The organism is Marivirga atlantica, from assembly GCF_016734805.1.
GTDB classification, from domain to species: Bacteria; Bacteroidota; Bacteroidia; order Cytophagales; family Cyclobacteriaceae; genus Marivirga; species Marivirga atlantica.
The window spans coordinates 202,107-216,289 of record NZ_JAERQG010000002.1 but is presented as its reverse complement, the minus strand read 5'-3'; the positions used below and the strand labels follow the sequence as shown (position 1 = coordinate 216,289).

Annotated in this window: 15 protein-coding genes and 1 riboswitch; of the genes, 5 read left to right on the top strand and 10 right to left on the bottom strand. The window is 36.6% G+C overall.

Translation table 11 applies throughout. The features are described 5' to 3' along the window. Positions 1 to 28: 28 nt before the first annotated feature. The gene (locus JKP34_RS08385) at positions 29 to 748 is read left to right on the top strand and encodes a TIGR04283 family arsenosugar biosynthesis glycosyltransferase (RefSeq protein ID WP_201919714.1); all 720 of its coding nucleotides are present in this window, start codon (positions 29 to 31) and stop codon (positions 746 to 748) included. On the opposite strand, the gene rimK is transcribed toward JKP34_RS08385, so the two are convergent. The 9 genes from rimK to JKP34_RS08340 form a co-directional block, all read right to left on the bottom strand. Continuing rightward, positions 745 to 1,656, bottom strand: coding sequence for a 30S ribosomal protein S6--L-glutamate ligase (gene rimK / locus JKP34_RS08380; protein WP_201919712.1), 912 nt, complete (start codon positions 1,654 to 1,656; stop codon positions 745 to 747). The genes JKP34_RS08385 and rimK overlap by 4 nt on opposite strands. Positions 1,657 to 1,721: 65 nt before the next feature. Continuing rightward, the gene (locus JKP34_RS08375) at positions 1,722 to 2,897 is read right to left on the bottom strand and encodes a homoserine dehydrogenase (RefSeq protein ID WP_201919710.1); all 1,176 of its coding nucleotides are present in this window, start codon (positions 2,895 to 2,897) and stop codon (positions 1,722 to 1,724) included. Further along, positions 2,888 to 3,853 (bottom strand): homoserine O-acetyltransferase family protein, encoded by a 966-nt coding sequence (locus JKP34_RS08370; protein WP_201919708.1) that lies wholly within the window; start codon positions 3,851 to 3,853, stop codon positions 2,888 to 2,890. Before JKP34_RS08370 ends, JKP34_RS08375 begins: the two co-directional genes overlap by 10 nt. Further along, positions 3,840 to 5,168, bottom strand: a complete 1,329-nt coding sequence (locus JKP34_RS08365; protein ID WP_201919706.1) for an O-acetylhomoserine aminocarboxypropyltransferase/cysteine synthase family protein — start codon at positions 5,166 to 5,168, stop codon at positions 3,840 to 3,842. The genes JKP34_RS08370 and JKP34_RS08365 overlap by 14 nt, the downstream gene beginning before the upstream one ends. Before the next feature lie 11 nt (positions 5,169 to 5,179). Continuing rightward, positions 5,180 to 5,623, bottom strand: a complete 444-nt coding sequence (locus JKP34_RS08360) for an OsmC family protein (protein ID WP_201919704.1) — start codon at positions 5,621 to 5,623, stop codon at positions 5,180 to 5,182. Between the two features lie 235 nt (positions 5,624 to 5,858). Beyond that, a riboswitch (SAM riboswitch) is annotated at positions 5,859 to 5,956 on the bottom strand. A 134-nt stretch (positions 5,957 to 6,090) separates the two neighbouring features. After that, entirely contained in the window at positions 6,091 to 6,762 is a 672-nt protein-coding gene (locus JKP34_RS08355; protein ID WP_201919702.1) for a lysoplasmalogenase, read from the bottom strand. Positions 6,763 to 6,895: 133 nt separating this feature from the next. Beyond that, positions 6,896 to 7,264, bottom strand: coding sequence for a T9SS type A sorting domain-containing protein (locus JKP34_RS08350; protein WP_201919700.1), 369 nt, complete (start codon positions 7,262 to 7,264; stop codon positions 6,896 to 6,898). Positions 7,265 to 7,305: 41 nt separating this feature from the next. Beyond that, on the bottom strand, positions 7,306 to 8,799 hold the full coding sequence (locus tag JKP34_RS08345; RefSeq protein WP_201919698.1) for an NAD(P)H-hydrate dehydratase: 1,494 nt from the start codon (positions 8,797 to 8,799) through the stop codon (positions 7,306 to 7,308). Further along, positions 8,796 to 8,954: a DUF2256 domain-containing protein gene (locus JKP34_RS08340; protein WP_201919696.1), complete on the bottom strand. Its 159-nt coding sequence runs from the start codon at positions 8,952 to 8,954 to the stop codon at positions 8,796 to 8,798. Before JKP34_RS08340 ends, JKP34_RS08345 begins: the two co-directional genes overlap by 4 nt. A 143-nt stretch (positions 8,955 to 9,097) precedes the next feature. On the opposite strand from JKP34_RS08340, the gene JKP34_RS08335 reads away from it, so the two are divergent. From JKP34_RS08335 to JKP34_RS08320, 4 genes are read left to right on the top strand one after another with little or no spacing between them, the layout of a single operon-like run. Further along, a complete protein-coding gene (locus JKP34_RS08335) occupies positions 9,098 to 9,892 on the top strand; it encodes a thymidylate synthase (protein WP_201919695.1) in 795 nt (264 codons plus the stop codon). Between the two features lie 3 nt (positions 9,893 to 9,895). Then, on the top strand, positions 9,896 to 10,996 hold the full coding sequence (locus tag JKP34_RS08330; RefSeq protein ID WP_201919693.1) for an acyloxyacyl hydrolase: 1,101 nt from the start codon (positions 9,896 to 9,898) through the stop codon (positions 10,994 to 10,996). Beyond that, the gene (locus tag JKP34_RS08325; RefSeq protein ID WP_201919691.1) at positions 10,984 to 11,739 is read left to right on the top strand and encodes a GIN domain-containing protein; all 756 of its coding nucleotides are present in this window, start codon (positions 10,984 to 10,986) and stop codon (positions 11,737 to 11,739) included. The genes JKP34_RS08330 and JKP34_RS08325 overlap by 13 nt, the downstream gene beginning before the upstream one ends. A 26-nt stretch (positions 11,740 to 11,765) precedes the next feature. Further along, complete coding sequence (locus JKP34_RS08320; protein ID WP_201919690.1) at positions 11,766 to 12,875, top strand: alanine racemase; 1,110 nt, start codon at positions 11,766 to 11,768, stop codon at positions 12,873 to 12,875. Here the strand turns inward: JKP34_RS08320 and JKP34_RS08315 are convergent, their stop codons facing one another. Continuing rightward, on the bottom strand, positions 12,876 to 14,171 hold the full coding sequence (locus tag JKP34_RS08315) for an amidohydrolase (protein WP_201919688.1): 1,296 nt from the start codon (positions 14,169 to 14,171) through the stop codon (positions 12,876 to 12,878). It abuts the gene before it with no gap. Positions 14,172 to 14,183 lie beyond the last annotated feature (12 nt).

Genomic DNA, 14,183 nt, shown 5'->3' with positions numbered 1-14,183 from the left:
ACCATTTACGGAAACACTCAAGATTTAGATGCCGCAAGCAAATAATATACGATTATCTGTCATTATTCCGACATTAAACGAAGCTGCTAACATTCAAAACCTTATTACTCTCTTGAAAAGCAGCCCTGATAGTAATCATATTGAAATTATTGTAGCTGATGCAAACAGTACTGACAACACGGCTGATCTTGCAGAGCAGTTAAACATAAAAGTTATTTCAACTAAACAGGCTTCAAGGGCTCACCAAATGAATGAAGGAGCTAAATTAGCTAAAGCTAATACGCTATATTTTGTACATGCAGATGTTGAGCCTCCGAAAACATTTTTTAAAGACATAAACAAGCACATCAAAAAAGGCTATGATTTCGGATGCTTCCGCTTTAAGTTCAAATCAAGACATCCATTGCTGTTTGTCAACTCATTATTTACCCGATTCAAGTTCTTATGGTGCCGTGGGGGAGATCAAACCCTTTTTATAAAAAAATCTTTATTTCTTGAAGCTGACGGCTTTGATGAACGCTATGTTGTAATGGAAGATTTTGAATTAATTAAAAGACTTTGGAAGAAAAATAAGTTTGTAGTTATGCCCAAAAGCACTTTAGTCTCTGCAAGAAAGTATGATTCAAACACCTATTTTCAGGTTAACATGGCCAACCTGAAGGTATTTCGAATGTTTATGAAAGGCGTTGAACCAGAAATATTAAAAGATACTTACTACAAACTTATTAGCCACCCTAAAGATTGTTAAGCTTTAACCTTATCCTTTGGTAGCCTCTTTTTCTGCTTGCCTCTTTCTATATACTCTATAATTTTCCCAGCAATATCTACGTTTGTGGCTTTCTCAATACCCTCTAAACCTGGTGATGAGTTTACTTCCAAAATCAGTGGCCCTCTGCTAGATTGAAGCATATCAACACCGGCAATAGCCAATCCCATGGCCTTTGCTGCTGTTAGTGCAGCAGATTTTTCAGCTCTTGATAGCTTAATAACATTAGCGGAACCTCCTCTATGTAAATTACTTCTAAATTCACCCTCTTTACCCTGACGCTTCATAGCTCCAACTACTTCACCATCGACAACAAAAACTCGTATATCTGCTCCACCTGCTTCCTTAATAAACTCCTGCATTATTACCCTGGCTTTTAAGCCTTCAAAAGCTTCTATTACCGACTCGGCAGCCTTTCTTGTTTCAGCAAGTACTACTCCTAACCCTTGAGTTCCTTCTAAAAGTTTAAGCACTACAGGCGCTTTACCCAAATGCTCCAGAATGTAATCTCCAGCATTCTCAGAACGATTTGTAAAAGCCGTTCTTGGCATACCTAATCCACTTCTTGATAGTATTTGCAAACTTCTCAGCTTATCTCTTGAGCGCGTAATAGCAAGTGAATCTACCGCGCTGAATGTTTTCATCATCTCAAACTGACGAACTACAGCTGTGCCATAGAAAGTAACAGATGCACCAATTCTTGGTATAATAGCATCAATTTTCTCTAACCTTTTACCATGATAATAAATTGAAGGACCATCCTCATCCATGATGATATCACAGTGCATATGGTCTAAAATCAAAGCTTCATGACCTTTTTCGGTAGTTGCTTCAATGAGTCTTCTTGTTGAATATAGTTTAGGATTTCTTGATAATACGGCAATCTTCATTTACTAGTGTTTAATTGATGCTGGAAGTTCACAAAAATTATCGTAGTCTCCTAAAATTAACAAAGCTAAAGCGAGAGAAAGTCGAAGTCTGAAATGTCAACTTGGGCTACAAAAATTTCTTGATTGACTTTTACCAATTTATCCAGTTTACGAATATTAGTTTTTACTATATAATGTGATCTCTCACTAAAAAGAATTTCAAAATCATGCAGTATCTCATTATTGCCACCTTTGTTAAAGAGGTAAAAGTAATCATCATCTCTATTAGAAATTTCTGCTTTTAAATATTCCGAATTATAAGAAATACCCTTTTTTATTAATTCTAAATCAGCTAAAACAGATTGTGTAGTCGGATATTTCCCAGCACCTTTCCCTCTAAAAATCTGCTCACCAGATAACTGATTAGTTACAACTACCTGATTTTGTTCTTCCTCAACATCATTAAAAGAGTTTTTATCATTAATGAAATGAGGGATTACGCTAGCATTAATCTTATTATCAAACACCTCCCCTGAGGCTATCAGCTTAACACTCAAATTGTACTTCTTGGCAAAAAGAATAATCTCTTCATTCACCACACTAATAGCAAATGAAGGTATTTGTAATGGGTCTACTAATACTCCAAAAGCATGAAGCATCATTAGTTGTAATTTGGCCCTGGCATCAAAACCCTTTACATCATCTGATGGATCAACTTCAGCAAAACCAGCATCTTGGGCTTTTTTCAAAACCATGTCAAAATTAGTTTCACCATTATTAAGTTTACTTAAAATGTAATTGCTGGTACCATTAGCAATTGCTTTTAGACCTACAGGTCTATTACCCGTATAGAATCCATTTAACAAATTAATTATAGGAATACTGCCGCAAACTGCCGCTTCATAATACAAGTGTGAACCGTTTACTTCAGCAATTTGCAGAAGTTCTTCCAGATAGAAGGAAAGCATCTTTTTATTGGCAGTTATAACTGTTCTACCCTCACTCAGAGCCTTCTTGACAATGTGGTATGCCTGCTCATAGTCGTTGATGAGTTCTATAATAACTTGAATATCATCGTTAGAAAAAACATCATTCTCTGATTTCAAAAGATGACAATAGCCATTTACATCTCTCTCTTTTTGTTCATTTTTAACTACAACTGCTTCTACCTGTATAGTACTGGATGCTGTAGAATTTAACTTTTCGAAAACTCCTTGTCCTACAGTGCCGAGACCAAAAATAGCCACCTTTGTTAATTGCATATAAATTCCTTCTGAGAATGATTAGTAATAAATTTTGAAATAAGATTACCCTCCAGTAAAAAGGCATCATGCCCTTTTGTAGAGTTGATGATTTCAAGTTGTGCATGAGGGATGTGGGCTGCTAAAAACTCTTGTTCCTTAATGGGGAATAAAACGTCACTATTAATTCCAATAATGAGACTATTAGCCTTAATGCTTCCCAAAATTTTTGTTAAGTCAGCTGATCTGCCACGGCCAACATCGTGCTCATCCATCAGCTCTGTCAGTAGATAGTAAGCTTGCTTATTGAATCTATTTATAAATTTATCGCCCTGATGATTAAGGTAGGAGGTTACATTACTACTTGAACTCTCTTTCCAGTGACTTTCCTTTTCATCAAAATCGGCAGCGCTTCTATAGCTCAACATAGCTATTTCTCGCGCTAGTGCTAAACCCTTGTCATCTTGTGAATTATCGATAGCCAACCGCTGAATATGATTCCAGGCAATCCCCCAGGCGGAGTGTCTGGCATTACTACCTATCACTACCAAATTCTGAATTTCTTCAGGATAGATGATAGACCACTCTAAAGCTTGCTGACCGCCCAAAGAGCCACCTATCAAGGTGTCAATTTTATCAATTGCTAAATGCTCTTTCAGTAGATGAAAAGATTTAACTACATCCCTGTGAGTAATTGAAGGAAACTCTCCTTCATAATTTTCAGGATTAGAACTACCATAACATGAACCCAGGCTGTTGGCACAAATAATAAAGTGCTTATCTTCATCAAGGAAACCTCCATGCTTCCTGAATAAGGTAGGCCACCAATCTTTCGCGGTGGCACTACCTGTTAAAGCATGGCAAATCCAAACCGGCTCATTGGATGGATTTCCCAACACTTCATAATGAAGAAAGCCGTTAACGAGCTGTTCTCCACTTTCTAATTCAAACTCAGCAGGTAAATTAAACTGTGGCATAGGTATTTTCGTGAACTTTCTGGAATGCTTGAGTAAAATCAGCTATGATATCATCGATATGTTCAATACCTAAAGAAACCCTTAACAGATTAGGGTAAACTCCTGCTGAAAGTTGCTCTTCATTGCTTAATTGCTGGTGAGTAGTGGCTGATGGTTGAATTATTAGCGTTTTGGCATCTCCCACATTAGCTAAGTGACTTACCAATTTTAAATTGTCAACAACCGCAGTAGTCTCTTCCTTATCACCATTTAAAGTAAATGACAATACTCCTCCGTAACCATTAGTAAGATACTTTTTAGCCAAATGGTAGCTATTACTTGATTCTAAACCAGGGTAATTAACCTTATCTACTAAAGGGTGCTTCTCTAACCAGTAAGCCAGTTTTAAGGCATTATCTACAGTTCGCTGTACTCTTAATGACAAAGTTTCCAGACCTTGAAGTAACAGAAAACTGTTGAATGGACTTAATGCAGGACCAAAATCACGTAGACCCTCCACCCTAGCTCTAATAGCAAAAGCTACATTTGGTAAACCCAGAGGATTATCATCTCCAAAAGTTTCCCAGAAGTTTAATCCATGGTAACCTTCTGAGGGTTCAGAGAAAGCAGGAAACTTCCCGTTACCCCAGTTAAAATTACCGCCATCAACAATTACCCCACCAATGGAAGTACCATGACCACCTATCCATTTAGTTGCCGAAGCTGTTACCACATTGGCTCCATATTTTATGGGTTGTGCCAAGTATCCGCCTGCTCCAAATGTATTATCAACCACTAGAGGAATTCCGTTCTTTCTTGCCAAACCAGCCAAAGCTTCAAAATCAGCGATGTTAAATGTTGGGTTACCTATTGTTTCCGTATAAATAGCTTTGGTATTTTCATCAATAAGCGTTTCGTAACTGTTTATCTCTTCGTTTTCTGCAAAACGCACTTCAATACCCAACCTTTTAAAAGCTACTTTGAACTGATTGTAAGTCCCTCCATAGAGATGTTTAGAAGAGACGAAATTATCGCCAGCTTCCAGTATATTATTAAGTGCTATAAATTGTGCTGCCTGGCCAGAGCCCACTGCAACAGCCGCAACACCTCCTTCAAGGGCAGCGATGCGCTTTTCAAAAACATCTGTAGTCGGATTCATGATCCTTGTATAGATGTTTCCAAACTCTTTCAGGGCAAATAAATTAGCTCCATGTTCAGAGTTATTAAACACATAACTTGATGTTTGATAAATAGGAACTGCTCGAGAATTAGTAGTACCATCAGGTTCCTGACCAGCATGTAGCTGTAACGTTTCGAATTTTAAATTTTGTGACATTTCTTTAGAATTTATGAGTGTGACAATTGAAAAATTATTGGGGTATGGTTAGCAAGATTATCGCTAACGGGACATCTTGTTTCTATAGCCTTAAGCCATTTGGATTTCTGTAGTGGTTCTATTTCCGTTGAGGTGATGATGGCCACATAAACTGTTTTGTAACCAGCTCTTTCCTTTACAGATTTTCCCAAAAGCTTATCTGTATTTAAATCTCCCGAAATATTTATTGATAAATCGTTGAGTTGAATACCAAATTCTTTAGCAGTTAAGTGTGCTACCACATTGATGCAACCAGCATAACCAGCTAAAATATATTCAAAAGGTGTAGGCGCTTTGTTAGTTCCTTCAAAGGCTTGAGGTGCATCAACATTGAATTGGAAGCCCCTCACATTTATTGTTGACTTAGTGGGCGAATCACTATGAGACGCCACACTAAATTTTAATGAGTGTGACATGATAAATAAATAAAAATGTGAAAATTAAAAGAAGTGAGATATAGCCAAAGCGTACCACTGGCACCAAAAGCTATAACCCAAAAAGATTGATAGTAAGCTTACTTACACATTCGCATACAGCGACAACAACAAATAATTTGCGGAGAAACTATTTGATGATTAACAAAATGTAATTCTGAAAGATTTTGGAGTGTTGTGCTCAGCGCACCGAGATTGTGATTGTTCATTGTTTTGCAATTTATAGTTCCCAAATTCGGAGCAGGATTTGGCACCTTGTTCACTCAGGTTGCCAGAGGGTCAACAAGCCTGTCTCTCGCCTCTTCTTTATAAATTGATTCCGATTATATGATTCAAATGTATCAAAACATTTTTTGGAATCTCAAAACAATTAGTGAAAAATAAATACTGATTCTGTATTTTTCACATAAACACATTTTTATTCTGTCAAAACAACTATTTAACAATAATTATTTTGGATCATGTTTAAGCAAACCCTTAACAATTAGCCATTGTGCAGCTATATAAGTAACCATTACTGCAATATTTGCGAATGGAATAGTCTGCGAAAAACGATTTATTGCCAAAAGTGAATCGGACACAATGAACAGGATGGCTCCAACAAATACCCACTGAAAACTGAGAGGGTTGGTATTGCCTTTTCTAAAATAAGCCGCTGAAATCATCAAGAAAAGTATAACTGCATAAACCGTTATAGGTACCTGAATAATTGTATCCACATATGGAATAATTAAATAGGCCAGTAAAATAAAATAGCCAAGAAATAAAATTGGCATAACAGAAAACTTAATGTTTAATGAATTCTTGTAAGTCGCCCTGATGTAAGCAATGATGTAAACAATATGTGCAACCAAAAATGCCGCAAGCCCAGCAAAGAAAAGAAGGAAGTTAAGATGTGTAAACATCAACATAATATCTCCTATCCATGAGAATGCCAAAGCCAGCGTAACGTGCCTTACCCATTTTTCATCCTTTCGATGGTCAGATTCACTCCAAAAAAAGATTAGGAGAGTGATCATTAATAAAGGTTTGCTTATTTGATGTAGCCAGTTAATCTCAAAATAAATAGCTACAATTTCACCTATAGCCGCCAGCCAGTATAAGTTTTTCTTAATATTCATGTTATATCCAAACTAGGGTTCAACTAAAAAAGTCGATAAATCTATGCTGAAATATCAATATTCATCATTGAAAAGTACACAAATATTGTGGCTTATAGAAATTAGGAAGAATGATAAAAGAGGAGTAAAAGGATTATTTGTGCTTCACAAACTTCTTCAATGAGCTGGCACCATCAATAGTGATTACTATGTAATAGTGGCCTGCAGGGATATCTGCAATATTCAATTTAATCAGATCTGTGCTTTGTAGTTCCGATTCTACAGTCATTTTATTGCCTATAAAGCTTCTAACTTCTATTGAAGCATCGTTAGCAATATGCTCATCAAATTTGACAAACACATAGTCTGTAGCAGGATTGGGATAGACATCGAAAGGTTCAACAACTTCGCTATCAGTATTAGAATCAGTAACATTCAAAACATGTGGTTTAGAAATACCCACATTGTGAATACCAATGATTCCGGTAATAAATAGACAATATGTTATAAACAGCTTTCGCATTAGATAAATTGTACGGTTGAAAGTAATATATGTTTTCCGATTTATTGTGTTTGAGTGCACATTTTTTGTGCCAAATGTAAGTTTTCTATTAAAATAGATGGAGTTACATAATCTTCGTCATATGTATCTGTAGCAATATCGCCTGAGAGACCATGTAAGAATGCAGCATTTATAGCTGTTTGAAGTGGATTTTTGGTTAAAGGAAACATTCCTCCAATCATTCCAGCAAGTACATCGCCACTTCCACCTTTTGCCATGCTATTATTACCAGTTGAATTAAAATAAATCTGTCCCTCTGGGCTGGCAATAGCTGAATACTTACCCTTTAATAAAATAATAATTTGGTGCTTTTTAGCTTTCTGCTGAAGCTTCTTCAATCTATCGAAGTGATTATCATGTTTTCCGAACAACCTATCAAACTCACCAATATGAGGAGTCAAAATTGTTCCTTTGGGTAAGAGTTGTAAAAGTTCGGTATTTTCCGATAGATAGGTTAGTGCATCAGCATCAAGAACTAGTTGTCCTTTATAATTTTTCAGAATCTCAACGAATAGTTTCTTAGTTTTCTCTGCAAAACCTAAGGCGGGGCCAACAACAAGAACATCCTGATTTCCATATTCCAAAAAATCTCCTAAACTATATTCATTGCAGTCTTTAAGAATTAATGCTTCAGGAATACTTTGCTGCACCACATTGATTGTTTTCTGACAACTTTGCACTGTAATTAAACCTATTCCACTATGGAGAGCTGCTCGAGCAGCAAGAACAGCTGCTCCCATTCTTGTATAACCTCCGGCTATAATAGTGCATCTTCCTCGATCACCTTTATGCGCAAATTTTGAAGCTTTAGTAAGCTTAATATGCTTTGTTAATTCAAACGAACTTTCAGTTTGATCAATGTATTCTCGACTCAAACCTATATCCAAAATAGTCCAATCACCAACATATGCTTCATTTTCGGGAATAAGAAAAGCCAGCTTCGGAAACTGAAAGCTTAAAGTTGTGTCCGCCTGAAAAATGGACTTACCTTCAGTCGGTTGATCAGCAAATAATCCTGAGGGAATATCTATAGCTATTTTTTTACCTTCGGCTTTATTAATATAATCGATTAATTCAGCCAGACCTCCTTCGATAGGTCTTGATAAGCCAGAACCAAAGAGTGCATCTATCCATAGTATATTTTTATCAATTGCCCTTTCTTTTAAACTTTGATATCCTTCTATGATATCAACTCTTCCATTATCAAGCCTTTCAAGGTTGGCGTTAAAATCATCTGAACCATCAGTGCCCATTGCTAAATACACCTTTGTTTGATAACCAAAAGTAGCGAGCATTCTTGCGATAGCTAATCCATCACCTCCATTATTTCCCTTACCTGCAACAATAATCGGCCTGTAATATTTAGGAAAATACTTTAAAATCCACTGAGCTACTTGGGTACTGGCTCTTTCCATTAAGTTAAGAGAACTGATCGGCTCATTCTCAATCGTAAATTGATCAGCCTCTCGTATTTTATCAACTGTAAAAATCTTCATGATGTACTTCTTTTTAATTTAGCCTCCCTCCTGCACCTTTCACTACAATACTTTACACGTTCCCAGTTTCTTTCCCACTTCTTACGCCAGCTAAATGGCAATCTGCAGACAGGACATATCTTACTGGGAAGATGTTCCTTTTTCACTCCATTCATATGCTATACCTATGTTAAGGTAAGAATAATTGACTAGTTAAAATTGTTTAGAAAAACAGCTTTAGCTTTAGGTATATTTTTATTGGGTAAAAGGGTAAGAGCTCCCAGTAATTTTATAATTTTGAGGTCAAACTAGAAAAATCATGAAGCAGTATCACGAATTAATGCAGCACATTCTGGATCATGGCGTTCAGAAAGGAGATAGAACCGGGACGGGAACAAAAAGTGTATTCGGCTACCAAATGCGCTTTGATTTACAGGAAGGGTTTCCACTAGTAACTACAAAAAAGTGCCACTTGAGGTCTATTATTCACGAGTTGCTATGGTTTTTACAAGGTGATACTAACATAAAATATTTAAAGGAGAATGGAGTTTCGATTTGGGATGAATGGGCCGATGAAGATGGGAATCTGGGCCCTGTTTATGGAAGCCAATGGAGAAACTGGCCAACGCCAGATGGCAAACACATAGACCAAATTAAAGAGGTTATAAATCAGATTAAAAACACACCAAATTCTCGTAGAATGATTGTTAGTGCCTGGAATGTAGCCGATATTCCTAATATGGCGCTACCTCCTTGTCATGCTTTTTTCCAGTTTTACGTAGCCGATGGTAAACTTTCATGCCAGTTGTATCAGCGATCTGCCGATGTGTTTTTAGGGGTTCCTTTCAATATTGCTTCTTATGCCTTATTAACCATGATGATGGCACAGGTTTGTGATCTGGAACCAGGCGACTTTGTTCACACACTTGGTGATGCTCATTTATATTCTAATCACATGGAACAAACTGAGCTACAGCTTAGTCGCGAGCCTTATCCGTTGCCAACTATGAAAATCAATCCTGATGTAAAAGATATTTTCGAATTTAAGTTTGAAGACTTCGAATTGCAGGATTACCAGTATCACCCACATATTAAAGCACCAGTAGCGGTTTAATAAATGAAGTTTCTAACAAAACGACTGTTTTTGGTCATATTATATTGGCTGCTCTTTGCTTTTTCTGGTTCTACTCAACATTATGACTGGAACCTCAATGCTCAGGTAATTAAGGGGTTCATCTTAAAGCATAATGAATATGTTGCACATCTGGCTGTATCAAATCCTTCAGGTTTTGAGATAAGCATGCAGCAACAACTTAATGGTAGTAGAGATTGGGAAAGTTTATATAACAAACCTATTGTGAATTATGGTTTGTCATACTATGACTTGCATAACCCTAAGTTGGGTAAGCTTATTATTGGCTCTGCAGCCATGGATATACCGCTTTTTAAAAAAGAAAAAGCTTCTTTTTATTTTAGGGTCGGAACTGGGATAGTATTTGCTACCAACCCCTACAATAGAGAAACTAATAACCAAAACAATATGGTTACTAGTAGGTATAGTGTGCTTCTACAACCAAGGCTCATTTTCTCCTACCAATTAAGTGACAAGTTCACAATTACACCAAGTTTAAATATTACCCATGCCAGTAATGGAGCTCAAAGAGCTCCGAATAGAGGTATTAATATTGTCACTGCAAATTTAGGGGCTTCTTACAAAATCATTTCTAGAAAAGATGAAGTGATTGAAGAAGAGATAAGAACATCCGTTTATGATTACAAATTATATTTAATTGGAAGCTGGGGTAGAAATACCCGCACTTTGCAAGTAAGACAACCAAAACCTTTTTATAACTTGATAGCATATGGCCAGAAATACTTAAATAAAAAAAGTGACATTGGTTTGGGAATAGAGTATTTCCATAGTCTCGGATTAAAAGAGCAAATTGCAACAGATTGGTTCTTAGTTAATTCGACTGACCCTATTCCAGATTTTCGAAGAGTAGCTTTAGTGGCAGGGCATGATCTTAAATTCGGCTCGCTATACCTCACTACGCAAATTGGATTTTATGTTTATGATCCTAGTAAGAAAAATCTTTTCACTTATCAACGCTATGGTTTGAAGTATCATTTTCATGAGCACATTTTAGGACAACTATCTTTTAAAACACATGCTGCTACAGCTGAGCAAGTAGAATTTGGATTGGGATGGAGATTTTAAGAAGATTAATATATTTAGCACCTCTATTCAGCATCTTTCTCGTATCTGGCTGTAATAATGAAAATGCTCCAGACTGTTTTAAAGAGTCAGGTAAATTAGAAACTGTCACCATTACAACATTTGATTCGTTTGAGACTTTGGTTATTCATGATGACATTAGTGTTGAAATTATTGAAACAGAAAATGACGATTATTTTGAACTTAGCTATGGAAAAAATCTCTTATCTAAAGTTGATTTCGAAAGTATCAACGATTCCTTATTAGTGTATAATAACAACCGATGTGGTTGGGTCAGGAACTTCAATAAACCAGAATTAAAGTGGTATACTTCTAAAGCAACCAACACCATTATTTCATTAAGCATCGGTAAAATAAGAAACAAAGATACTTTAAGAAACAATCTTCAAGTTAGAACAGAAAATGCTATTTCTGAGGTCAACCTAACAGTAAACAACAACTACACTCGACTAATTAGTAATTCAGCAACTAATTTCACTTTAACGGGCTTTACCGATAAATTACAAATGATTTCTTACTTTGGCGATGGCCAATATGATGGTAAAAATCTAGTTTGCAGAGAAGCTGATATTTTACAAAGGGGTTATAACAATATGTGGGTAAATGCTGTGGAAACATTAGAAGTTAGGGTGGAAAATGCTGGGATAGTATACTATACTGGAGCGCCCGATTTACAGCAGCAGGTTAGCAATGGCGGAAAGTTAGTTTATGTAGAAGCATTTTAGCGATTGGCAAAGTAATTCAAGAATATATGCAGATTAAAGGACCGACACTATTTATTAACCCTGAAACAGCCAAAAAGAATATTCTTAAAATGCTTACCAAGGCTCGGAAACATCAAGCTCATCTTAGACCACATTTTAAAACGCATCAATCTGCAGAAATAGCTGAATGGTTTAAAGAAGAAGGTGTCACCAAATGTGCTGTTTCATCTGTTCAGATGGCTCAGTATTTTGCCAATGCAGGATGGAATGATATAACCATTGCTTTTCCCTTCAACATATTAGAGATAGAAGCTGTCAATAAGTTGGCTGAAAAAATTGATTTAAACCTTTGTATTGAATCGAAAGAAGTGGCTTCATTTCTGTTAAAGAATATTAATTCTAAAGTAGGTGTTTTCTTAAAAATTGATGCCGGCTATCACAGAACCGGCTTAGATGCCTCTAATTATGATTTGATTGAAGAAATTCTTAAGGTTATTACTAACGGCAATAAGCTCTCTTTTAAAGGATTTCTTCAACATGCAGGACATACTTACCAAGCCAAAAGTAAAGCTGAGGTAGAAGAAATTCATCAATATACCTCAAGTCAGATGAGAAAACTTAAAGCTCATTTTATTAATGAATATCCAGATTTAATCATCTCAAATGGAGATACGCCAACTTGTAGCATCTGTCAGGATTTCGAAGAAGTAGATGAAATAAGACCCGGAAATTTCGTTTTTTATGACGTAATGCAAGCCAACATTGGTTCATGTAGTTATGAGGATATAGCTGTTGCACTTGCTTGCCCCGTAGTAGCTAAACATCCTGAAAGAAATGAAATTATTATTTACGGTGGCGCCATACATTTCTCAAAAGACTCAATAATTGACGCTACCGAACAGAAAATATTTGGTCTGGTGGCTAGCAATGAAAAACAAAATAAGTGGGGTACTCCTATTGATGGAGTTTACTTGAAGAAGTTATCTCAAGAGCATGGTACTATACATGCTCCGCAACAATTTATTGATGAAGTGAAAATTGGAGACATTTTGTATTGTCTTCCGATTCATTCTTGCCTTACTACCAATTTAATGAGTGCCTACCTTACTACCGAAGGAAAGCATATTTCAATGTTCAGGTATAATGCTGGCATTTAATTATTTGTTCATTTCCATAAAATCTAATGTTAGATTGAGCATAGCTTTTACACCTGTAAGCATTGCTGCTTCATCCAATATAAAATCAGGAGTATGATGGCCGTTTAGCGGTTGAATATAAGGTTCGCTTTCAGGTTTAGCGCCTACAAAAAAATACAGACCTGGCACCTTTTCCTGAAAATAAGAGAAATCCTCTGCTCCAGTAACTGCTTTTACCGACTGAACATTTGTGCTGGCTTTCTTAAGGCTCGGAATCATTTGCTGTGTTAACTCTGGACTGTTATAAGTTAGCGGTGCGTTGTTAACAATTTCTACTGTTACTTCAGCGCCAGCAATCTCTCCTATATTTTTAGCTGTAGTTTTTATCTTCTCATGAATCATCTTTTGCATTTCCATGTCAAGCGTTCTGATTGTACCAACGAACCTTGCTTCTTCAGGAATAATATTATAGCGAACGCCCGCTTGAATCATCCCTACAGTAATTACAGCTGCTTCCTTAGTTAACTCTGCATTTCTGGAAATTATATATTGAAGGCTATTGATGATTTGTGTTGATACCGCTATCGGATCAATTGATGCCCAAGGTGTTGAACCATGTGCCTGTTTTCCCTTAACTTTTACTTCAAAGCGATCAGATGCAGCCATAAAACCTCCTGATTTGTAACTAATCTGGCCTAGAAGTGTGCCTGCTGCGATATGAAGTCCAAAGATCACATCTACATTGGGATTAGTTAAAGCTCCTTCCTCTACCATTAAACTGGCACCACCTTTTTCACTTGGTGGTGGTCCTTCTTCAGCAGGTTGAAATATAAATTTCACAGTTCCATTAAGTTCATCACGCATGCTGCTCAACACTTCAGCCACTCCCATCAAGATTGCGATGTGTGTATCATGACCACAGGCATGCATTACGCCTGTTTTTTGCCCATTATATTCGGCAACAACTTCTGATTTATAAGGCAAGTCATTTCTTTCTGTTACAGGCAGTCCATCAATATCAGCCCTTAAGGCCACAACTGGGCCATCTTCATCCCCCTTTAATAGGCCAATCACTCCTGTATGAGCTACTCCTGCCTTAACTTCTAACCCTAAACCTTTCAGGTGTTCAGCTATTTTTTCAGCGGTGTTAAACTCTCTGTTCGATAATTCAGGGTGTTCATGAAAGTATCTTCTCCATTCAATTACTTTCTTTTCAATCTTTTCGGCCTTATTAATGGCCATTTTATTTAAATCCTGAGAGAAGAGTGTAGAAATACTAAGAAAGTAACCTAGTACAACAAGCGAGATTAACTTCATATGATCGGCAGT